This window comes from uncultured Veillonella sp. (genome assembly GCF_937981445.1).
In the GTDB taxonomy this organism is placed as follows: Bacteria; Bacillota; Negativicutes; order Veillonellales; family Veillonellaceae; genus Veillonella_A.
In genome coordinates this window covers 75,903-98,036 of sequence record NZ_CALJON010000008.1, presented here as the reverse complement: position 1 = coordinate 98,036, position 22,134 = coordinate 75,903, and the positions used below count along the sequence as shown (strand labels likewise).

Annotated in this window: 17 protein-coding genes and 1 riboswitch; of the genes, 10 read left to right on the top strand and 7 right to left on the bottom strand. The window is 40.2% G+C overall.

All coding sequences use genetic code 11. The features are described 5' to 3' along the window. Position 1 precedes the first annotated feature (1 nt). Both Q0376_RS01530 and Q0376_RS01525 read right to left on the bottom strand, forming a co-directional pair. Complete coding sequence (locus tag Q0376_RS01530) at positions 2 to 1,441, bottom strand: cell wall metabolism sensor histidine kinase WalK (protein WP_298703332.1); 1,440 nt, start codon at positions 1,439 to 1,441, stop codon at positions 2 to 4. Continuing rightward, positions 1,410 to 2,093 (bottom strand): response regulator transcription factor, encoded by a 684-nt coding sequence (locus Q0376_RS01525; protein ID WP_298703331.1) that lies wholly within the window; start codon positions 2,091 to 2,093, stop codon positions 1,410 to 1,412. The genes Q0376_RS01530 and Q0376_RS01525 overlap by 32 nt, the downstream gene beginning before the upstream one ends. Positions 2,094 to 2,852: 759 nt before the next feature. On the opposite strand from Q0376_RS01525, the gene Q0376_RS01520 reads away from it, so the two are divergent. From Q0376_RS01520 to hydE, 9 genes are all read left to right on the top strand, one after another. Further along, positions 2,853 to 4,571: an FAD-binding protein gene (locus Q0376_RS01520; protein ID WP_298703329.1), complete on the top strand. Its 1,719-nt coding sequence runs from the start codon at positions 2,853 to 2,855 to the stop codon at positions 4,569 to 4,571. Between the two features lies 1 nt (position 4,572). Further along, a complete protein-coding gene (locus tag Q0376_RS01515) occupies positions 4,573 to 5,529 on the top strand; it encodes a succinate dehydrogenase/fumarate reductase iron-sulfur subunit (RefSeq protein WP_298703327.1) in 957 nt (318 codons plus the stop codon). Beyond that, positions 5,529 to 6,407, top strand: a complete 879-nt coding sequence (locus Q0376_RS01510; protein WP_298703325.1) for a CoB--CoM heterodisulfide reductase iron-sulfur subunit B family protein — start codon at positions 5,529 to 5,531, stop codon at positions 6,405 to 6,407. Before Q0376_RS01515 ends, Q0376_RS01510 begins: the two co-directional genes overlap by 1 nt. A 618-nt stretch (positions 6,408 to 7,025) precedes the next feature. Further along, positions 7,026 to 8,030, top strand: a complete 1,005-nt coding sequence (locus Q0376_RS01505) for a cell envelope integrity protein TolA (protein ID WP_298703323.1) — start codon at positions 7,026 to 7,028, stop codon at positions 8,028 to 8,030. A gap of 144 nt (positions 8,031 to 8,174) precedes the next feature. Further along, on the top strand, positions 8,175 to 9,434 hold the full coding sequence (locus Q0376_RS01500; protein WP_298703321.1) for an Nramp family divalent metal transporter: 1,260 nt from the start codon (positions 8,175 to 8,177) through the stop codon (positions 9,432 to 9,434). A gap of 139 nt (positions 9,435 to 9,573) precedes the next feature. Beyond that, positions 9,574 to 10,299, top strand: coding sequence for a YaaA family protein (locus tag Q0376_RS01495; RefSeq protein ID WP_298703319.1), 726 nt, complete (start codon positions 9,574 to 9,576; stop codon positions 10,297 to 10,299). Between the two features lie 426 nt (positions 10,300 to 10,725). Continuing rightward, positions 10,726 to 11,937 carry a hypothetical protein gene (locus Q0376_RS01490; RefSeq protein WP_298703317.1) on the top strand — a complete coding sequence of 404 codons (1,212 nt, stop codon included), beginning with the start codon at positions 10,726 to 10,728 and terminating at the stop codon, positions 11,935 to 11,937. 140 nt (positions 11,938 to 12,077) lie between these two features. Further along, the gene (locus Q0376_RS01485; protein ID WP_298703315.1) at positions 12,078 to 13,262 is read left to right on the top strand and encodes an amidohydrolase; all 1,185 of its coding nucleotides are present in this window, start codon (positions 12,078 to 12,080) and stop codon (positions 13,260 to 13,262) included. A 430-nt stretch (positions 13,263 to 13,692) separates the two neighbouring features. Beyond that, positions 13,693 to 14,811 (top strand): [FeFe] hydrogenase H-cluster radical SAM maturase HydE, encoded by a 1,119-nt coding sequence (gene hydE, locus Q0376_RS01480; protein WP_298703313.1) that lies wholly within the window; start codon positions 13,693 to 13,695, stop codon positions 14,809 to 14,811. A gap of 109 nt (positions 14,812 to 14,920) precedes the next feature. Here the strand turns inward: hydE and mscL are convergent, their stop codons facing one another. The 4 genes from mscL to thiW form a co-directional block, all read right to left on the bottom strand. Beyond that, positions 14,921 to 15,379, bottom strand: coding sequence for a large conductance mechanosensitive channel protein MscL (gene mscL / locus Q0376_RS01475; protein ID WP_298703310.1), 459 nt, complete (start codon positions 15,377 to 15,379; stop codon positions 14,921 to 14,923). Positions 15,380 to 15,600: 221 nt separating this feature from the next. After that, the gene (gene cytX / locus Q0376_RS01470; protein ID WP_298703308.1) at positions 15,601 to 16,791 is read right to left on the bottom strand and encodes a putative hydroxymethylpyrimidine transporter CytX; all 1,191 of its coding nucleotides are present in this window, start codon (positions 16,789 to 16,791) and stop codon (positions 15,601 to 15,603) included. A gap of 176 nt (positions 16,792 to 16,967) precedes the next feature. Next, positions 16,968 to 18,143, bottom strand: a complete 1,176-nt coding sequence (cytX, locus tag Q0376_RS01465; protein ID WP_298703306.1) for a putative hydroxymethylpyrimidine transporter CytX — start codon at positions 18,141 to 18,143, stop codon at positions 16,968 to 16,970. 81 nt (positions 18,144 to 18,224) lie between these two features. After that, on the bottom strand, positions 18,225 to 18,746 hold the full coding sequence (gene thiW, locus Q0376_RS01460; protein ID WP_298703304.1) for an energy coupling factor transporter S component ThiW: 522 nt from the start codon (positions 18,744 to 18,746) through the stop codon (positions 18,225 to 18,227). Positions 18,747 to 18,912: 166 nt separating this feature from the next. Next, positions 18,913 to 19,015, bottom strand: a riboswitch (TPP riboswitch). Positions 19,016 to 19,352: 337 nt separating this feature from the next. Here thiW and Q0376_RS01455 point away from each other — a divergent pair. Continuing rightward, positions 19,353 to 19,949: an N-acetyltransferase gene (locus Q0376_RS01455; RefSeq protein WP_298703302.1), complete on the top strand. Its 597-nt coding sequence runs from the start codon at positions 19,353 to 19,355 to the stop codon at positions 19,947 to 19,949. A gap of 202 nt (positions 19,950 to 20,151) precedes the next feature. Here the strand turns inward: Q0376_RS01455 and Q0376_RS01450 are convergent, their stop codons facing one another. Beyond that, positions 20,152 to 22,131, bottom strand: a complete 1,980-nt coding sequence (locus Q0376_RS01450) for a fructose-specific PTS transporter subunit EIIC (RefSeq protein ID WP_298703300.1) — start codon at positions 22,129 to 22,131, stop codon at positions 20,152 to 20,154. Positions 22,132 to 22,134: the final 3 nt, after the last annotated feature.

The window sequence follows — 22,134 nt, the reverse complement described above, 5'->3', positions numbered from 1 at the left end:
CTTAGGACTCTATAATGGGAAACTCTAAAATGAAACTAGTGGAATCACCAGGAATACTAGTGGCATAGGCTTTAGCATTATGGAGTTTAACAATATTATGTACAAAATATAAACCTAGGCCAAGGCCCTGGTCAGAGCTTTTCGTGCGGGATGGATCTACTTGATATAGACGATCCCAGATTTTATCTAAGTCATTTTGACTAATGCCGGTACCATTATCAGTAACAATAACTTTAATAGATTGCTCTTCTTTAAGGAGTCGTAGGGCGATGGAGTCTTTGGTAAATTTAATGGCATTATCCACTAGATTGCCTACGGCGCGTTTTAAAAATGGTAAATTACCTACTAACTCTAGATTAGGTTCAATCTCTGTAGTAAAGTTAATTTGTTTTTCTTTACAAATACGTGTATAGCCTTTGGCTACATCTTCGATGAGCTGACTCATGTTGAGCGGCTCTTTTTTTACACTTTCCATATTATCAAGGCGTGCAATATCGAGTAATTGTGTTACCATGGCAGTCATGAAACGACTTTGTTGGAAAATATGGTCAAAACTTTCCTTAGCTTCTTCAACAGATGTAATATAAGCTCGTCCATAATCGCTTTCTGCTTGAATAACTGCAATAGGTGTACGCAATTCATGGGATACATCGGAGCTAAACTGTTTCTCACGCTGTGAGGATTTTTCTAAACTATCTAGCATGGTATTAAATGTACGCGCCAAGGAGGAGATTTCATCATAGGTTTCAATGGGCGGTTTAATACGCTGCGATAAGTCTTGCTTTTCCCCAATATCAGAGGCTGTTTTAGTGAGAAGGCGAATCGGGCCAAGGCCACGCTTGATGAGCCAATATCCGCCAACGGCACCAATAATTAAGAACGTCATGCCTCCAAATAGGAGTGAAATGAGCATCACATTCGTTGTGCGGCTAACTGAAGTAGCCGGTAGCATACCGCGCACCCAGCCATGAAAGGCAGGGTCACCAATGGGTGAGTCATAATAGTAAAAGGTAGAATTACGTACGGTGATTTCTGTAATATGATGGGGGGATAACATACTTTCTGGGGGGAATCCATCTGGAATAGCCCCTTTGACGGCCACGCCATTTTCCGTATAAATCACAGTAAATACGCCATCTTGGAAGGGCCTAAATCGCGTTAAATTATCAGCTGTATTAATGACTCTTGATTGTAAGGTGCTGCGCATTTCTGAATCTTCCCATAATTGGGTGAATTGCAGAATAAAGATGCTCAATAAAAGCAACATAAGCAATAAGAATATAGAATACCAACCAGTAATTTTGATGGATAAAGGCAAACGTTTAAATGGATTGGAATAGGTTCCATTTTCGTCTTTACTGAAAAATGCTTTACATAATACGGAAGAGGCCGTTTGTTGTGAGTCTGTATTACTCTTCTTCTTCTTCAACTTTGAAAACATAGCCTACGCCTCGTACGGTCTGAATAAGTTTGGACTCATTGGCTACGTCTAATTTTTTACGTAAGTCCTTGATATATACGTCGATTAAGTTGGAATAGCTTTCATAGTCATATTCCCAAACATGATCGAGGATTTGTTGACGTGAGAGCACAATGTTCACATTACTTGCTAAATAGTAAAGTAAGGCAAATTCCTTGGCTGTAAGCGTTAACTTATGTCCGGCTAAGGTAGCGGTATGACTTTGGCTGTTAATCGTTAATGGACCAGCTACAAGGTCATTATGTGCATGATTATTGCTACGGCGGGATAGGGCGTAAATACGAGCGACTAACTCTTCAAACTCAAATGGTTTTACTAAATAGTCATCACCCCCTAGATTGAAGCCTTTGAGTTTATCTTGTAAGGCATCTTTGGCTGTTAAGAATAAAACAGGTGTTTTATTTCCTTCATTGCGAAGGTGTTTTACGACTGTGAAGCCATCCATTTTAGGCATCATAACGTCCATAACAACCACATCATAGCTAGAGGTATTTAAATAGTCGAGCGCTTGTTCCCCATTGTAACAGCAATCAACAGTCATCGCTTCTACGCGAAGGCGCTTGGCGATAATATTATTCAGCATTTCTTCGTCTTCAACCAATAAGATTTTCATAGGACCACTCCTCAAGAATTAGTAAATTTTGTACATTATAAAGAACGTCTATAAACGCATATAACAAATAGATATAGGGACATGCTTTACAAAATTAGGCTTTGTAGTGTAACTACTGAAGAAATGCACAGAAGGCACTATGTTTAATAGTAGTTTTTACTTCTCTATCTATATACTATATTTTACATATATTATATAGGGGCCTATAAGATGAAGGGGCAAGACCTTATATCTACGTGTCACTTTATTACCATTATTATATCACTAAAAAAATAATAAACTATGGTCATTAAATTGTGAAGAAAGTATAACTTAAGGGAATGAACTATATGTGAAGAGATAACTTAAGGGTATTAAAAAAGCGATAAGTGCATAATTTCTTACATTTTACGGAGAGACGAAAATAAGAAATTTCGATATACTGCCGTATTCAGAAAAGGCGTATTGAAATTTGTTTTCGTTTAAAAAATAAGTAGAAATATGATGAAGTCAACAAATATAAAAATACGTAGGAATAATCTAAGATTTTAAGGGGATTTGAAAGGAAAATGCAAATAAAACCTACCTAAAATTAGGGGAATTAACTAAATGATAGAAGTTATCAATTATCAACAAAACTCTCAGTTATGCAAAATATATTTTGGACAAAAACCTTGTCAAAACGTTATAATTTATATAACAACTATGGACTTGGTGCTTGTAGGTACAGGCATCAACGATAAGACTGTAGGTAGTAGGTACAAATTTTAGGAGGTAAGTATGGAACAATTTGATGTTCTAGTAATAGGCAGTGGCGGAGCGGGCCAACGTGCAGCGCTTCATGCAGCTCATCAAGAGGGCTTACGCGTTGCTCTTATTACAAAGATTTTCCCAAGTCGTTCGGCTACAGCTATGGCACAGGGCGGTATTAATGGGGCACTTAAAAACGTAGCTAAAGAAGATACAGTAGAAGATCATATCTTCGATACCATCAAAGGTAGTGACTATTTAGCTGACCAAGATGCAGTTGAATTCTTCATTAGCCGTTGTCCTGAATGTATTCGTGAATTAGATTACTTTGGCGTACCATTCTCCCGTACTGAAGAAGGTAAAATTGCACAACGTAATTTCGGTGGCCAAGCATATCCACGTACTTGTTACAGTGCGGATAAAACGGGTCATGTTATCTTGCATACTCTATACGAACAATGCTTGAAAGAAAACGTACATTTCCTTCAAGATTGGTACTTATTAGACATTGTAAAAGCTGATGATGGTTCTGTAGGCGGCGTTGTAGCATGGAACATGAAAGAAGGCCGCGTAGAAAAAATCGCAGCTACTGCAGTTGTTATTGCTACTGGCGGTGCTGGTCGTATGTACTGGACTCGTACATCAAATCCATATCTTTCCACTGGTGATGGTATGGCAGCTAGCTTCCGTGCTGGTTGTGCTTTAAAAGACCCTGAAATGGTTCAATTCCATCCAACAGGTCTTGGTAAGAGCGGTATCCTTATGTCTGAAGCAGTTCGTGGTGAAGGTGGCTACCTTCTTAACAATAAAGGCGAACGTTTCATGAAAGACTATGCACCAAGCAAAATGGAACTTGCGCCTCGTGACGTAGTAGCTAAAGCTATCGAAACTGAAATTGCTGAAGGCCGTGGCTTTGGTACTGGCTTAGATGCTTATGTAGTAGCTGATGTTCGTCACTTACCTAAGGAAACAATTCTTGAAAAATTACATGGTATTCGCGACTTGGCGATTACATTCGAACATGCGGATCCATTGAAACAGCCAATTCCAATTCGTCCAACTTGTCACTACTCCATGGGCGGTATTGATGTAACTGATTACAAAACTTGTGGTACTGTAATTCCAGGCTTATTTGCTGCTGGCGAAGCAGCTTGTGTATCCGTTCACGGTGCAAACCGTCTTGGCGGTAACTCCCTTGCTGACGCCGTAGTATTCGGTAAAATCGCCGGTGAAGGTGCTGTAGATTATGTTCAAAATCACAGTGCTAAAGACGCAAAACAAGCTCTTGAAGAAGCAGCTACTAATTGGGAAGCACGCTTCAAAGAAGTAACTGGCCGCAAAACAGGTCGTCCAATCTCTGAAATCCGCGATGAAATGGCTCTTTCCATGTGGAATAATGTAGGTATTTTCCGTGAAGAAGCTAAGATGGAAGTGGCTCTTGAAACACTTAATCGCTTGATCGAAGAATACAAAACTTGCTATGTAGGTGATACTAGCCGTACGTTCAACATGGCCTTTGTAAACTACCTTGAAGTAGGTAGCTTATTAACCGTAGCTAAAGCTGTTGCTCTAGGTGCACTTCGCCGTAAAGAAAGCCGTGGCAGTCATCTTCGTGAAGATTATACAAAACGTGATGATGCTAACTTCTTAAATCATACACTTGTAACATTAAAAGAAGACGGAGAATACGAAGTGGGTCAAAGCGAAGTTGTAATTACCCGCTACGAACCAAAAGAAAGGACGTACTAAGATGAGACAGATTACTTATAAAATCCATCGTTATAACGAAGGTCGCTCCTATGTACAGACCTATTCCTTTGATTATGAACCAGATCGTACAATCCTTTGGGGCCTTCAAAAAATAAAAGACACTATCGACCCAACATTGACTTTCATTGCTGCTTGTCGTAGTGCTGTATGTGGCGCTTGCTCCATTAAAGTAAATGGTCAAGCTATGCTTGGTTGTGAAAGCAAAATCGACGATATTACAGAACGCTTTGGTAGCGATACAATTGAAATCGCTCCAATCGGTAATTTCGATGTAATTCGCGACCTTGCCGTTGACTGGGAATCCAAGGTAAATCGCCTTAAAACTGTGGCTCCATGGATTTTCATGAAACCTGAATACAATCGTGATAAAGGGGCTCGTCAAACACCTGCAGATTTCAAAAAATTCGTTATGAACACAGAATGTATCCTTTGTGGATGCTGTGCTTCCGAATGTAATAAGCTTTCTGCTAATCGTGAAGACTTCCTTGATCCATATGTGTACACTAAAGCTAACCGCTTTGTACAGGACTCTCGTGATGCCGCACCTATGGCTCATGTAAATCCAGCCTTTGAAAATGGTCTTTGGAAATGTGTTCATTGTATGAACTGTATTTCTCGTTGCCCTAAACATTTAAAACCAGCTAAGGATATTTCTGAACTTAGAGCTGTAGCAACTCGCGCTGGTTTAGTAAATAAAGGGACTCGTCATGCGATTGCATTCAAACAAGACCTTGAAAAAACTGGTCGCTTGAACGAAGTAACAATGAGTTTGAAGACAGATGGTGTTGTGGACTCTGCAAAACAAGCTTTCTATGCAATGCGTTTATTTGCTCATGGCAAAATCAATCCAATGGATATTTTGATCCCTCATAAACCTGTAGACGGCATTAAAGATGTTCGCACCATTATTAAGGCAGCAGAGGAGGCAGAACGATAATGAAATACGCATTTTTCCCTGGTTGCGTACTTGAAGGTGCAGCCAAAGAAGATTTTATAGCCACTGTTGCGGTTGCTAAAAAATTAGGCATTCAAATCGAAGAATTAGAAGGTTGGACTTGCTGCGGTGCATCTCACGTACAAGATATTGATCCACTTGTTACATTATCTACTAATGCTCGTAATATCGCTCTTGCTGAAGCACAAGGTGTACAATTAATGACTGTATGTAATACTTGTACTTTAATGCTTCGTGAAGCTAAGAACGAACTTGACAATGATGAAGTACAACGTGCTCGCGTTAACAATATTTTAGGTCAAGCAGGCTTACGCTATAAAGGTACTAGCGATGTAACTCATTTCTTATGGGTATTAATTCGCGACTATGGTTTAAACAACTTAAAAGCAAAAGTTGTAAAACCTTTACATGGTCTTCGCGTAGCTGAATACTATGGCTGTCATCTTCTTCGCCCAGCTGAAGAACTTGGCTTTGAAGACTTCCAAATTCCAACTAGCCTTGCTGATGTAATTAAAGCAATTGGTGCGACTCCAATTGACTTCTCTCGCAAGCTTGATTGCTGTGGTTTTCATGCTGTATATCCAGCTCATGATTCCGTTATGAAAATGACTGGTACTATCAATGCTGATGCAGCTAAAGAAGGGGCAGATTGCGTAGTAACTCCTTGCCCACTTTGCCAAATGCAATTAGATATGTTCCAAAAAGAAGCTAAACAATATGTGCCTAGTGACAAAGATATGCCTATTATTCACATGAGCCAATTAATTGGTCTTGCTTTAGGTATTAGCCCAGCTGAGCTTGGCTTGACTAAACGTCATATGACAAGCACACAAGAATTAACACGTTTTATTGGGGCTTAATAATTAATTCGCTTACCTAATGGCCCAAAACGTTGTAATTTGCTTTGAATAGCTTTTATGGGAGCTGTAATGATTTAGGACTACTACCTATATCGTTGCAGCTCCTTTTTTCTTAAAAAATCTTGACATTAAGCTCGATTTAGTTTATTATGAATACAGTCGTAATGGACAGAGTTTCATTTTAAAAGGACAAAGAAGAGAGCTATGCTTGACTAAAAGAGACGGGATGAACATAGTAACTATATAGCGTCATTGTAGGTAAATGACGTGCCATTAAGAGCGCTTTGGGGGCGCTTTTAATGGAAGCTACCCTTGCCAACTAGGCTAAGGGTATTTTTTATTGCATAAAACTATGGATCTTAATGTAGTTTTTAAGTTATTGTGATTTAATAGTAGAAAGCATGTCTTGTGCTTTAATAGTAACGAGCATGGAAATACCATTTTGCTTCGTGAGGCTAAAACAGATGAGTGGTGTAGTGCGCAATAGATACCATCAAATAAAATTGGCTAGAGCACAATATTGATAATGAATTTCAATGATAGAAAAATGTGAGTATTCATGCTATAATAAATTTATTATAAAAAGCAGATAGGGCATCCTATCTGAGGAGGTTATGTATGAAATTATCTCGTATATTAATTGCAGCTTGTTTTTGTGCATCTACTTTTATGACAACCCAAGCAGCTGGTAATATTTGGGCCGATGTAACACCAAAGGATTGGGCCTATCAAGCTCTTCAGACATTGGTGAATCACGGTGCTATTGAAGATACAAAAGGGATTAATTTAAGCGGTCAGACTTATACACGCTATGAATTAACGCCTTTAGTAGCATATGTAGTTGAAAAAAGAGAGTCCATGAATGAGACTGATAAAAACCTAGCAATCCGCCTTTATAGTGAGTGGCGCGAAGAGTTGATGGCCTATAATCGAGAACAGGAAATCCGGGAAAAAGGCCATACTGATGATGAATTAGATCGCAAGCCTTTAACTGAGGCTGAAATCGCTGAAAAGATGGAAAATTTTACTATTTATGATCGTCGTATGTTTGCTGGTAATGACCGCCGCGTAGCTTTTGGTGGAGATGTGAGACTTCGCACTTCAAATCGTGATCGCGCTGACTATAGGACGCGTATTGGGGTAGTTATTTCCTCAAGTGGGACAGCGGCACCTGATGAATTATATGATAAAATTGGCAAGTTAGAGATTAAAAAAGCTGACGAAGAAGCGGCTAAATCTCGTGAGAAATTTAAAAAAATTAAAGCACAGCGAGACAAGGAAGATGCTGAAGCGATAGCTAAAGCACAAAAGGAAGCAGCTAAGGAGGAAGGCTCCAAGGGCGAAGCTTCTAAGGCTGAAGTTGCCAAGAATGAAGCTTCCAAGGCTGAAGTTGCCAAGAATGAAGCTTCTAAGGATGGAGTCGCCAAGAATGACGCTTCTAAGGATGGAGTCATCAAGAATGACGCTTCTAAGGAGGAAGCCTCCAAGGGTGAAGCTTCTAAGGATGGAGTCACCAAGAATGACGCTTCCAAAACTGAAATTGCTAATAATGATGTTAATGCTGAAGATGCTAATACTAAAGACCTGTCTAATGACATGGCTAAAGATGCTTCAGCCGTATAAGACGCAGATAAGACTGAGTCAAGTGTATTTGCATAAATTAGTAGCTTAATGGGGCATTTGTTCTTTGGGGCAGTGTGTAGTGTAGCACAAGGTTGTGCAATAAATAGAATGACTTAGGTCATTAAGATGGGAATGGTGAAGGGAATGTGGCTTACACGTATAAAAGATAAATTGAATACGGTTCATCAAAATAGCCGACAAGTGTCGGAGGTATCTCGATATATTGGACCGGGTATTATTGTAACAGTAGGATTTATTGATCCAGGAAACTGGGCTGCCAACTTAGCTGCCGGTGCCATGTTTGGCTATGATTTGCTCTGGGTAGTTACCTTATCAACAATCATGTTGATTTTATTACAACATAATGTGGCGCATTTAGGGATTGTAACAGGTCGTTGTCTTTCTGAATGTGCCTATGATGCATTGCCACGGTGGTTATCTAGTATTTTGCTTAGTACGGCAGGCTTAGCTGCAGCGGCTACGGCCTTAGCGGAGTTTATTGGGGCGGCCATTGCCTTAAAAATGCTCTTTGGTATCCCCTTATTTATAGGATCTGTATTGACGGCGATTATTTGTACATTAATGCTCTTAACAAATTCCTATAATAAGCTTGAAAAGGTAATTGCTGGCTTCGTATCCTTAATTGCGTTAGCATATTTATTAGAATTATCCATGGTAGATGTGAATTGGGCAGAAGCGGGACTTGGTTGGGTGAATCCAACCTTGCCTAATGAGTCTATGCTGGTAGTGCTCAGTATTTTAGGGGCCGTTATTATGCCTCATAATTTATTCTTGCATTCGGAGATTATTCAAAGTCGTGAGTTTAATAAGCAAGATCCGGCCGTCATGAAGAAACGATTGCGCTATGAATTCTTAGATACGATTTTTTCCATGGGTATTGGCTGGGCCATTAACTCGGCAATGATTATTTTAGCGGCTGCGACCTTCTTCAATGAAGGTATTATGGTAGAAGAGTTGGAACAGGCTAAGGAACTCTTGGTACCGCTCATTGGGCCGTCGGCAGGCTGGCTGTTTGCCTTGGCATTGCTCTTTGCAGGTTTTGCTTCCTCTGCTACAGCAGGTATGGCGGGAGCGAGTATTTTTGCCGGTATGTTTGGCGAATCCTATGATATGAAAGATATGCATAGCCAGATTGGCCTTGCTTTAACATATATTCCGGCAGTCGTGCTCATTTTATTTGTAGAGGACTCCTTCCAAGCATTACTTATTTCGCAAATGTTCCTCAGTCTTCAATTACCATTTACTATATTCTTACAGTTATATTTAACAGGCTCTGAAAAAGTTATGGGCATATATAAGAATAGGAAATCTACGGCTATCATGCTTTGGATTATTGGTATTATTGTAACGGTTATGAATTTATACTTATTGGCAGTGGCTTAGGATTAGTTTGATTAGTTATATTTTTTAGATTGAATATATTTAATGGATTGAATATATTTTAGATTAAATAGATTTATTAGGTTCATTAGATTAATTCGTTTTAATATGAATGATTCATTTGGTAGGAGCGCTATAAATTATGAAAATCCTTATGTCCCCAAGTAAAACGAAGGTGCTCAGCGGAACGCCAGCGGAGGCTGTTTTTGATGAGGCTACTTCTAGGTCCATTGTGGCACATATACAGACTTTGGAAGAAGGCGTATTCGCTAAGGCCTTAAAGTTAAAGGCGGATAAGGGGGCTGAATGGTATGAATTTTATCAGGCCTTTCTTACTCAACCTTTAGGGACGGCCATTGAGTCCTATTCAGGCTTGGCTTTTAAAAATTTAGACTGGCAGGGCCTTGATGAGAAGGCTAAAGATTTTGGTGCTGAACATCTTTGTATTTTATCTGCTCTTTATGGCATGGTGCGGCCTTTAAGCGGTATTACCAATTATCGTTTAGATTTTGTAGATACTATTTATAAGGGCTGTGGCACATCTTTGTATGAAATTTGGTCTGAACCTGTAAATGCTGCATTAGCACAGGAAGACTGGATTTTAAATTTGGCATCAAAAGAATATGCTAAGTTAATTGAACATCCGCACATGCTCACGGTGGAATTTTTAGAAAATAAAAACGGTGTGTGGAAGCAGTTAAGCACCTCCTCAAAACAGATGAGGGGCCGTTTCGGACATTATGTGCTCAGTCATGGTATTACTAATTGGCAGGATTTACCGAAGGCGATTGATGATTTTGTTTTAGATTCTCCCCTTCCTGCGGAATTGACGGAGCCTATGACGATTAGTTACAAACGAAATTCGTAATAAATAAAATTGATTTTAAACCGATTTTGCTATAAGTAGAATGAGTTACTAATACAACTCATAATAATGAAAAGGTAAAAGAGTCGCTTTAGCGGCTCTTTTTTGTTTTTATCTACAAAAAAATCAAGTAAATGTAAAATATCTTCTTAATTCTATTAATTTATTCTATATGAATAATTCTTGACCATTGAGTTTCTATGTGCTACTATAATAAAAATATAAACAACTGTCCATTGTATGCAGACTTCTTAAGGGCGTATATATTTTCTTATCTGTTTAGATTGATAGGGGTATGATCTAAACAGGTTAGAGGCTATACAGTGGCCATCACTATAACGAATTATACGTTTTACAATGGGTCAGACACTTTGCAGCGGTTTATATTATATGTTGAGAGATGAGTTGAGAGAGAAAAGAGGGATTTGTATGGAGGTTTTTATCTCTTCACAAATGGGCTTAATGACTGTATTAGTGCTCATGTTATTTGTAGGTGAAGTTATTTCTATTAGAACTAAGGCCTGGATACCATCGGTATTTATTACAGCAGTCCTATTTTTATTAGCCTATTGGACATTCTTGCCTAAAGATGCCATTGCTAAGGCAGGTATCCCCGTGGGCACAGCAACGATGTTGATGGCCTTGTTGATTACCAATATGGGGACCTTGCTTTCCGTGAAAGAATTGATGAAGCAGTGGAAAATTATTGTCATTGCTTTAGGTGGGATTGCTGGGATTACAGCCTTTTTATTATTTATTGCGGTCCATTTCTTAGATTGGAATACTGTGGTTGTAGCTACGCCGCCATTAGTAGGGGGCATTGTATCGTCCTTGATTATGAGTAATGGGGCAAAGGAATTAGGTCTAACAAGTTTATCTGTTTTGGCCGTGTTGATTTATGTAATTCAAGGATTTGCAGGCTATCCATTAACTTCTATTATGTTAAAACGTGAAGGACAGCGCGTCATCAAAGAATATCGGGCTGGCGCTATTAAGCGTGATGCAGATTCGGTAGATCCAACGAATATATCTGATGATAAACCGGCAAGACTGTTCCAGCGGGCGCCACATATTTACAATACAGCGTACTTTAAATTCTTGCGTCTATCCTTTTGTGCCGCTTTGGCCTTTTTAGCATCTGCTGGATTTGGTGTTATAGGCCTTAAAGTTAATGCCTTTGTACTTTGCTTACTCTTTGGTATTATCGGCAAATCCATAGGCTTTTTGGAAACCCACTGTTTAAAATCTGCAGGGGGCTTTGGCTTTTGCTTATTAGCCTTAATGCTATTTATTTTTGATACCTTAAAAGAAGCTACACCAGATATGATTTTGAGTTTATTGTATCCTTTAGTGGTCATTATTGTAATTGGCGTTATAGGTATGTTTGTATTCTCCACCATTATTGGTCGTATAGTAGGTGTTTCTAAGGAATTAGCCTTTGCTACATCCTTAACAGCTTTATTTGGCTTCCCTGCAGACTATGTAATTACTATGGAGGTCATTACGTCGCTTACAGATGATCAAGATGAGCGTGCTGTATTGACTCACCACATGTTGCCACCTATGTTAGTGGCTGGATTTATAACGGTTACGATTGTATCCGTTGTATTGGCCGGTATTATGGTGAATTGGTTGCAGTAAAATAATATGGTATAGAAAAGAGTACGTTATAAGAGTACGTTACAAAAAAAGAGTACATTACAAAAAAAGAGTGCCTATGGAGTACCCTAAGAAGACATTATAAATCTACATATATGAGAAAAAAGTTAGGAGTCCTTATAATGAAACAAAGTGAAGTAAAGCAGTTAATCTTGGCAAAAGAACAGGAGCTTGTAGCGCATCGTCGTTATTTTCATGAAAACCCTGAATTGTCTTTGGAAGAATTTGAAACGACAAAGACCTTGGCTAAAGAACTTGAGGCACTTGGTATTCCCTATCGGTTGACTGAGCCAACGGGGATTATTGCTGACATTCATGGCCGAGGGCCAGGTAAAACAGTGGCCTTGCGCGCTGATATGGATGCGCTTCCTGTAGAAGAAATTACCGAGAACTTACCATATAAATCTAAAGTACCGGGAAAAATGCATGCCTGTGGTCATGACAGCCATATTGCTATGCTACTTACAGCCGTTAAGGTAATTCATGCGGTGCGTGATCAATTCGACGGTACAGTACGAATTATTTTCCAACCAGCGGAAGAAGCGGCAGCCGGTGCCAAGCTTATGATGGAGCAGGGGGCTCTCGATGGGGTGGATAGTATCTTTGGGGAACATATTTGGTCGCCTTTAAAAGCAGGCCTTGTTTCCTGCATAGATGGTCCTTGCATGGCGGCTTGTGATGTATTTTATGCTACCTTTACGGGGAAAGGTGGGCATGGTGCCATGCCTGAGACGGCTATAGATGCTACTGTAATGGCAGGTAGCTTTGTGGCCAATGTGCAGACCATTGTATCGCGCAATATTAATCCTCTTGATACGGCCGTAGTTACAGTAGGTAAATTAGAATCGGGCACACGTTTTAATGTAATTTCTGGGGAAGCAAAGCTTGAAGGTACGGCTCGCACGTTCTCAGCTCATGACCGGCAGTTAGTAGAAGATAAACTTCGTAACTTTGCAGAACACACGGCGCACATGTTTGGTGGTACCGTTGAATTTACATATAAATATGGTACCGATGTGGTTGATAATAATCCAACTGAAGCTGCTCGTGTACGTAAATTGGCTGCTCGTGCCTTTGGTGAAGACCAAGTGTTTAATGAGCCTAAACGTTGCATTGGTGAAGATTTTGCTGCTTACATGACTAAAGTTCCTGGTGCATTTGCCTATGTAGGCGCTGAAAATGAAGCAAAAGGGGCTTGTTGGCCACATCATAATGGTCATTTTAATATTGACGAAGAAGCCCTAAAAGTAGGTGCCGAATTATATGCTCTCTACGCTTTAGACTTCCTTGGTGCCTTAGAGGACTAAATGAATTTAGGCATAATATAGGAATATAGGCATCCAGAAATGTAGCGGTACCGAAATATAGCAATACAGAAATATAGCGATACAAGAATAAAAAATATAAAGGCTAGCCCCTTTTTCCATGGTTAGAAAACAAATCGTTTTGTGTCATGGATTATCATAAGGGGGCTAGTTTTTTTCGTTTAAAATATGTCTTATTTTGGTAAAATTAGCCCTTTTTACTAGGAAAAGAGCCCCTTTATGATATATAATAATTATATTGGAAATATTAGATTTACTTGAGTTGAATTTAATGTATATAAGAACTGACTCATGAATGGAGTTAGGGGGCCATACATGTATGGATGCCATGTGATGGTAATTATGTAGTATATGTAACATGTGCAGTATATGTAGCATATGTAGTCGATTTAGTAAAGGCACAAGGGTAGCTATGAAGATAGAAGACATTTTAAAGAAAGACTTAGTAGGCAATGATTGGCTTACAGTTGAAGAGTTACGTGCGCTCATGCATGTTACTGATGAAGAGACTTTGCAGGCTATTTATAAAAAAGCCTATGAAGTAAAGGCTAAATATGTAGATAAGGTAGCGTACTATCGAGGCCTTATTGAATTCTCCAATCGCTGTATAAAAAACTGCGAATATTGCGGAATTCGTCGTGATAATGATAAAACTGAACGCTTTGATATGAGCCGACAGGATATTTTGATGATGGCTAAATGGGCCTATGATCACGAATATGGCTCTATTACATTACAATCAGGGGAGCGTAATGATCCAGTCTTCGTAGATTATGTAGTAGATTTGATTCGTGACATTAAAGCTATTGGTGATGGCTCCTTGGGGATTACTATGTGCGTTGGGGAACAGACGGAGGAATCCTATCGTCGCATGGTGGAAGCAGGGGCTAGCCGTTATTTACTTCGTATTGAAACGACAAATGAAGAATTGTATCACAAGATTCATCCTAATGACGAGCTCCATTCTTTTAAAACGCGCGTAGAATGTTTGAAATCATTGCGCCGCGTAGGATTCCAAGTGGGAACTGGGGTTATGATTGGCTTACCAGGACAGACGGAAGATGATCTAGTCAATGATATCTTATTCTATCGCGATATGGATATTGATATGATCGGCATGGGGCCTTATGTAGTACATCATGATACGCCATTAGGGCAGGAAGCGTTAGCCCTTGGCATTGACAGTGAAGAAGGTAAGAATCGCCGCATTCAATTGGGGCTTAAGATGATTGCCCTAACTCGTTTATTCTTGAAGGATGTGAATATTGCGGCCACAACAGCCTTGCAGGCTCTAGATAAATTGGGCCGTGAAAAAGGCTTAGCTGCTGGCGCTAATATTTTAATGCCTATTATTACTGTGCCAGAACATAGAGCTAAATATTTACTCTATGATAATAAACCTTGCGTTGATGATAATGCAGATAAATGTAAAAACTGTCTTACTCGACGTGTTATGTCTATTGGTGATACAGTGGGCTGGAAGCAAAATGGTGACTCCAAACATTATGGTAAGCGCACAGGCTTGTTTTAAGGGCTTTAGTATATGAACCTATAAAAATACCCCGATGGGATATCCCATCGGGGTTTCTTTATGTCTTCTTAGAAGTTTAGATTGAATCTACTATTAGACTCATACAGTGTTAGGCTGTTTTTGATTCTGGTTCAATTACAGAAGTACAATGAGGGCAACGAGTTGCATCATCGGCCACTTCTTGTTTACAGAATGGGCATTTGCGTGGATCTTCAACAGGTTCTTCTTTTTTAGGGAAGAGGCGATTTACTTGTTTAATTACAAGGTAAATGGCAAATGCTACGATTAAGAACTGAATTAAGGAATTTAAGAAATTACCATAGGCAATAACAGGAATCCCTGCAGCCTTAGCTTCTGCTAAGGAATTGGCATGTTCGCCGTTTAAGCTAATGAAAAAGTCGGAGAAGTCGATACCGCCCAATACCATACCAATTGGAGGCATGATGATATCGCTTACTAAGGATGCTACAATTTTACCAAAAGCAGCACCAATAACAACACCGACTGCTAAGTCGATTACATTGCCGCGTAAGGCAAAGTCTTTAAAACCTTTTAAAAATTCTTTCATAAATAAGTCCCTCCCATATATAGCAACAACTATATAAAATAACGCCGGCCATAAGGCCCGTGATTTTTCATAGATAGTATAGCACAACAAGAAAAAGATGTATACAACTATTTTCAAAAAAGTCGATATACCAAAAATAATTTATTAAATCGTGTAAATTGGTTGACTTATGAAAGTAGAGTGCCTTATGAAAGCGGGTCAGATTATAAAGATTAATTGATTTAGGCCCGTTTATTAGCGGTAAAGCGGCCTACTAGATAACTTAATAGGGTAATGGTAATCATCACAGGGAACGTTGTGCCAAGGGGTGTTTCAAAGGTGAGTACGCTGCGGTATAAAATAAAGCCAATGACCCAAACGATTGTATTGCGTAGATTAAAGGCATTCTGAGATACATCTTCTTTTAGTAGGAAGTATTGGCTAAATAAAATGGCAATCATAGGGGTGAAGACGGAGCCGATTAAAAATAAAAACTCTTCATATTCCGTCATGGGCACTACAATGGCGAGGCCTACACTTAAAATAGTAGCGCCAATGGAGACGATTTTTTCTGGTGCTTTAGGCACTAGACTAGCTACACTTACACCAGATGAATAGGCATCTAAATATGTAGTAGCTACGGTGGAGAAGATAATAATGAGTAAGGGAAAGAGCCCAATTTCTGCTTTGGCCATAACGGCAACGATATTATTTTCCCCCGTATAAAGGGCACAGCTAAGTCCTAGGGTATACATCCAGGCACTGACAGTACAATAGGTAAGGGTGCTTACGCCAGCAGCGGCAACAGGGCGTTTGGCATGGCGCGTATAATCAGAAATAAGTGCTAAATAGGAAATTGGCATGGCTGCAGCGAGCTCAACAGCGGCGCCAAAGCTTAGGTCAGCATTGAAGAAATTGGTTGCCCCTGTCTCTATTAATGAGCTAGCAGGGGTAATGATAATGGAGCTGAGCCAAAGGGCGAGGAGGAAGAGTAAGGACATGGCTACGGAATTTAATTTTGTTAAAGTCTGAGGGCTTACAAAGAGCCAAAGAATGATAATACAGCCCATAATGCCAGCCCATATACCAGTGCCTAAAGGATAAATACTTTGTGCAGCCGCAGACCCTGCAATGAGTACGACTGTGGCCCAGCCGATGAGTTGCATAATATTGGCTATGGCAAAGTATGAGGCGCCTTTTTTACCAAAGGCGATGCGTACTGATTCCATGGCGCTCCGCCTAGTTTGACCACCAATCACGCCGGCCAAGAATAAGAGGGTGCCGCCGATGATATGGCCTAGAATGATGGCGAAGAGGGCTTTAGTAAAGCCTAAAGGGGCAAATAAAGTGCCGGTAAAAATTTCCGCCATTGATAGGGCCGCGCCGAACCATATGAGGGAGGAAGAAAAGAGACTGGTCTGTTTTGTTTGCATAGGAAATCCTTTCTCAATAAAGGTAGTCTTTTATAACATTCTTTATTAAGTATACGTTAAATACTTGAAAAAGGGAATAAATAAGCAGGAATTAATTGTAATTCCTGCTTATTTTTTAATATTAATTTGTAATAGTGAATTATTAATATTAAGCCCTCAGTATAGATGTTTTAATCTTACGCCTTGCTTTTGATGCGCCCCACAATATATGTAAGGAAGGCAATACAAAGCATAACAGGCACAGTAGAGCCTAGTGGTGTATCCCAGGTTAATAAATTCCTATATAAGACAAAACCAATGACCCAAAGGATCAGGTTAGTATAGTTAAATTTACGCCCAGATGCATCCTGCTTAAGGAGAAAGTATTGGGTAAATAGAATCGCAATCATGGGCGTGAATATAGAACCAATAATGTACAAGAACTCTTCGTACTCAGTCATAGGTACAAAGATAGCTAATACAACACCAATCACAGTAATGCCAATAGCAGTAGGTACTTCTTGTAGTTTTGGCACAATGCTAGTGGCACTTACCCCTGCTGAATACGCATCTAGGTAGGTAGTTGTGACGGTGGAGAAAATAATAATAAGTAAAGGCCAAAGCCCTAAGCCAGCTTTTAGCATAACTTGAGCAATATCACTTTCCCCTGTATAGAGGGTAGTGCCTAAGCCGATAAGATACATCCAAATACTTACAAAGCCATAGGTGAAGGTACTTACTAATGTAGCGCCTAGGGGCCGCTTAGCATGGCGTGTATAGTCCGCCACTAAAGGGAGCCAGGATAAAGGCATTACCGTGGCGAGCTCTACAGCAGCACCAAAGGATAGGCTATCATCAGTGGCTACGGGGCGTATGAATTCTGTAGTAGGACTGAAGATCAAGGTGCTAAGCCATAATGTGAGTAAAAATAATAAGGACATGGCCACCATATTGAGCTTGGTAAGCTGTGTCGGTCCTACTAAAAGCCATACAATAATGAGTAGGCCTATAATAATAGACCAAATTGTGCTATCAAGTGGCATGACCGCTTGCGCTGCAGCAGCACCGGTTATAATCATAACTGTAGTCCAGCCTACAAGCTGAAGCACATTGGCTAGGGCAAAGAAAGACGCCCCTTGTGTACCAAAACCGATGCGCACGGTTTGCATGGCACTGAGTTTCGTATTAGCCCCGATAAGGCCGGCTAAGAAGAACAGAAAACCACCAATAATGTGACCCAGAATAATAGCCATTAGGCCTCTCTCAAAACCTAAGGGGGCAAACAGGGACCCAGTAAAGATTTCGGCAATCGAAATGGCAGCCCCAAACCAAAGAAGGCCATGAGATAAAAGATTTGTTTCATTAGCTTTCATAATAGCTCCTCACAGAATCTTTCGCTTATTCGCCGTATCGTATACCGTATGGATTAGCCTTATGGTTAAAATGCAGCTTAGTTAGCGAAGAGTCTGTTCAATGTGAGATAAAGCTCCTGAAGTTCGTAATGCGTATAATAATATTCCCGCCAATAGGGAGCCGCCTATGGTAGAAATTAAGAAAGGAATAACATACACATAAAAAGCTACTTGTCCTGCTGATTGGCCAAGGAAGAGAATGGCTATAGGATAGGCGGTAAGGCCACCAAGGATTCCTGTGCCAAATACTTCGCCTATAAGGGCGTAAAGAATATTATGGGTGCGCTTATATAAATAAGTACTTAAAAAAGCACCCCACATGCTACCAGGAAAGGCAAGTACACTGCCTAGGCCGAGGAGATTGCGCAATACACTGGCAGAAAACGCGGCACCTACCCCATAATAGGAGGAAAGCAATACAGCACAGAGCACATTAACCATATGCTGAACTGGTGCGCATTTGCTAGGGCCTACAGGAAATGAAATGGTGCTGCCCACAACGGCTACAGCTACAAGTAAACTAGTGATAGTTAATTTTCTTACATTACTGAATGATGAATTCATTACAAACACCCTTGCGGTCGAGACTTATTGGTCTCCTCTCACGCCGGAACACGGCTTCCCATCGCTGTAATGACAAATGTCGGGCGCTCCCCCGCCATTTGGTCTGTTATGACAGACGGCATAAAAAAACAGGGATACCAAATACGGTACCCCTGAAAGGTGTTAGCATGTATATATAACATCTTCCTACGACGGCATTATCCGTATCAGGTATAAGGGTCGAAGTTAGATGAACTTCCTCTCAGCTATAAGCTCCCCTGAATTTTTCTACCGTGATTATAGCATAGTCACAATGAGAGTGCAAGGAACTTACATACTTTAAAATTATAGATGCTTACATACTTTAGTGCTATAGGCACGTACACACTCTAAGTCATAAGGGTTTACAAACTTTAAAGTATAGGTATTTACATGCTTTACAATTAGATAGGAAAGGCGCTGCCTCGGCTTACTAACTTTACATGTGTAGGCAGGGAATGGTATCATAAACAAAGACTTTTACACCTTGGTGTAATTTTAGGATGTTATAGATAGTATGTATGATACAACATAAAATATATGAGGTATTGTAGTTTAGTTAGTATATATGAGAGTGGGGACATTTGATTGGTAAAAAAAGAGTATAAAAATCAGAACGCAGCAGTTGCTTCTGGAGAATCAAAGCCGACTATAAGTACGCGGCCTATTACGGTGGCTGATGTGGCAATTCTTCGCCCTTTGGCAGTTCAAACATTTAGAGAAACCTTTGGACATCACAATACAGAAGAGGAATTACAAGATTATTTTAATACAGCCTATGCAGTAGAGACCTTAGAAAAGGAAATAGCAGATCCTGAGGCAAAGCATTATTTTATTTTTGTAAATGATGAATTGGCTGGCTACTTAAAAGTAAATGTAGGTGCCGCTCAAACCGAGCAGGAATTAGACAATGCCTTTGAAGTACAACGAATTTATATCTTGCGGGCGTTTCAGGGACTTGGTCTAGGCCGCTATTTATTTGAATTCGCTTTACGAGAGGCTTGTAATACTACTTGTGATTGGGTTTGGCTTGGCGTTTGGGAACACAATATAAAGGCGCAGCGTTTTTACAGTCATTACGGGTTTGAACGCTTTAGTGAACATCGCTTTGATGTGGGCGGTAAAGTAGATTGTGATTTTCTTTTAAAATGCTCCGTAAATAAAATCAGAGAACTTTTGGCATAATATAATAGAATTTTTAGCATAAGTTGGAGAATTTCCAATATAAAAAATCCCCTTCTAAGGGCCACAGTAAATGTAGTCCCTAGAAGGGGATTTGTATTTTAAGGAATAGGAAAATTTGTTACAAGGGCTTATGGGATTTAAATTTATAGGATTTTGGTTTATAGAATTTAGATTTATAGAATTGAGTCTTATAAGATTAAACTTATGCTTTAATTGGCTTTTTCAAGAAGGCTAAGAGTAAGCAAGTTACAATGGAGCCAATTAAAATAGCCAATAAATACATGAGCGGATTACCGATAGTTGGTACTACGAAGATACCGCCATGAGGTGCACGAAGTGTGCAATCAAAAATCATGCTTAAGGCACCAGATACGGCTGCGCCTACTACGCAAGAAGGAATGACGCGAATTGGGTCAGCTGCAGCAAATGGAATGGCCCCTTCAGTAATAAAGGATAGACCCATTACATAGTTAGTAATACCAGATTTACGTTCACTTGGGGTGAAGCGATTACCAAAGAAGGTTGTGCAAAGGGCGATGGCCAATGGAGGTACCATACCACCAGCCATAACAGCGGCCATAACACCATATTCACCACTAGCAAGGAGGGCTGTACCTGTTACATAAGCTGCTTTATTTACTGGGCCACCCATATCAACCGCCATCATGCCGGCAAAGATTAGACCAATAAGAACACGGCTACTAGTGCCCATATTGTGTAGTGAAGAGGTAAGAGCTTCGTTAATGGCACCTACAGGTGGATTGATGGCAAAGGTAATTAAAACACCCATTAATAACACGCCAAGTACAGGATAGAGGAGAACCGGTTTAATACCTTCTAAGGACTCAGGCAATACAGAGAATACTCGTTTTAATAAAAGCATTAAATAACCGGCTACAAAGCCTGCAATTAAGGCTCCTAAGAAGCCAGAACCACCAGTATTGGCCAAATAGCCACCAACGAAACCAACGGCAAGGCCTGGGCGGTCGGCAATACTCATGGCAATGAAACCAGCTAATACAGGAAGCATAAAGCTAAAGGAGGCCCCGCCAATTTGCATGAAGAAGGCTGCTAGGGGCGTGCCAGAGCCAAACTTACTTGGATTGGCTGGATCAAATACATCTAGTAAGAAGGCGATAGCAATAAGAATACCACCACCAATGACGAATGGAAGCATATGTGATACGCCATTCATTAAATGCTTATAAATTTGACGGCCTATGCTATCTTGTGATGTGGGCTCAGAACTTACGGAATCAGATTGGGTGGATTCATAGCGAGGTACTTGGCCACTTGTAGCTTCCGTTAAGAGTTCCTTGGCTTTACTGATGCCAGCTGATACTTTGACTTGAATGACTGGTTTACCATTAAAACGAGCCATAGGTACATTTTTGTCGGCCGCTACAATGATGCAGTCAGCAGCCGCAATTTCAGCAGCACTTAAAGGATCTTTAATACCACTTTGACCATTTTTTTCTACCTTAATAGTAATACCCATGTCTTTCGCTGTGCGTTCTAAACTTTCAGCGGCCATAAAGGTATGGGCAATGCCTGTTGGGCAGGCTGTAACAGCAAGAACTCGATAGGGTGCCTCAGTGGCGGTGCTGTCTTTAGTACTTTGTGTTGCTTCTTCTGTTACAGGCGCTGATGGGGCTGTGCTATTACTATTAGGAGCCTGTGGTTTTAAGGCCACCGCATCTGCTTCTGTCATGCCTGCTTTAAATTGATCGGCCTCTTTGGCGTCAATTAAAGCTAAAAAGCCTTCTGTTGTTTGGGCTTTAAGTAGGGCCTCTCTAAAGTCACCATCCATAACCATCATAGCAAGACGACTCAATAATTCCATATGCGTATTGGCGCCATTTTCAGGGGCTGCAATCATAAAGAAGAGATTGGAAGGCTTACCATCGAGGCTTTCAAAGTCAATGCCATTAGGCACTACCATAGCGGCTAAACCGGCAGATGCTACGCCAGTACTTTTAGCATGTGGTGTTGCGATGCCATCAGTAAGGCCTGTTGTGCTCGACTCTTCACGAGCTAGGACATCTTTAATATATTGTTCTTTATTGCTTAAGTGGCCACCGGCCTCCATTAAATCGCCTAGGAGACGAATGGCTTCTTGTTTGTTAGTGGGGGCCGCTTGAAGTAAAATAGATTGTTCTTTTAATAAATCGGTAATCTTCATGGA

What these genes read in the sequence shown, in the direction of transcription:
- Q0376_RS01530 (WP_298703332.1), bottom strand. Translation starts at nt 1,441, where the DNA reads ATGTTTTCAAAGTTGAAGAAGAAGAAGAGTAATACAGACTCACAACAA.
- Q0376_RS01525 (WP_298703331.1), bottom strand. Translation starts at nt 2,093, where the DNA reads ATGAAAATCTTATTGGTTGAAGACGAAGAAATGCTGAATAATATTATC.
- Q0376_RS01520 (WP_298703329.1), top strand. Translation starts at nt 2,853, where the DNA reads ATGGAACAATTTGATGTTCTAGTAATAGGCAGTGGCGGAGCGGGCCAA.
- Q0376_RS01515 (WP_298703327.1), top strand. Translation starts at nt 4,573, where the DNA reads ATGAGACAGATTACTTATAAAATCCATCGTTATAACGAAGGTCGCTCC.
- Q0376_RS01510 (WP_298703325.1), top strand. Translation starts at nt 5,529, where the DNA reads ATGAAATACGCATTTTTCCCTGGTTGCGTACTTGAAGGTGCAGCCAAA.
- Q0376_RS01505 (WP_298703323.1), top strand. Translation starts at nt 7,026, where the DNA reads ATGAAATTATCTCGTATATTAATTGCAGCTTGTTTTTGTGCATCTACT.
- Q0376_RS01500 (WP_298703321.1), top strand. Translation starts at nt 8,175, where the DNA reads ATGTGGCTTACACGTATAAAAGATAAATTGAATACGGTTCATCAAAAT.
- Q0376_RS01495 (WP_298703319.1), top strand. Translation starts at nt 9,574, where the DNA reads ATGAAAATCCTTATGTCCCCAAGTAAAACGAAGGTGCTCAGCGGAACG.
- Q0376_RS01490 (WP_298703317.1), top strand. Translation starts at nt 10,726, where the DNA reads ATGGAGGTTTTTATCTCTTCACAAATGGGCTTAATGACTGTATTAGTG.
- Q0376_RS01485 (WP_298703315.1), top strand. Translation starts at nt 12,078, where the DNA reads ATGAAACAAAGTGAAGTAAAGCAGTTAATCTTGGCAAAAGAACAGGAG.
- hydE (WP_298703313.1), top strand. Translation starts at nt 13,693, where the DNA reads ATGAAGATAGAAGACATTTTAAAGAAAGACTTAGTAGGCAATGATTGG.
- mscL (WP_298703310.1), bottom strand. Translation starts at nt 15,379, where the DNA reads ATGAAAGAATTTTTAAAAGGTTTTAAAGACTTTGCCTTACGCGGCAAT.
- cytX (WP_298703308.1), bottom strand. Translation starts at nt 16,791, where the DNA reads ATGCAAACAAAACAGACCAGTCTCTTTTCTTCCTCCCTCATATGGTTC.
- cytX (WP_298703306.1), bottom strand. Translation starts at nt 18,143, where the DNA reads ATGAAAGCTAATGAAACAAATCTTTTATCTCATGGCCTTCTTTGGTTT.
- thiW (WP_298703304.1), bottom strand. Translation starts at nt 18,746, where the DNA reads ATGAATTCATCATTCAGTAATGTAAGAAAATTAACTATCACTAGTTTA.
- Q0376_RS01450 (WP_298703300.1), bottom strand. Translation starts at nt 22,131, where the DNA reads ATGAAGATTACCGATTTATTAAAAGAACAATCTATTTTACTTCAAGCG.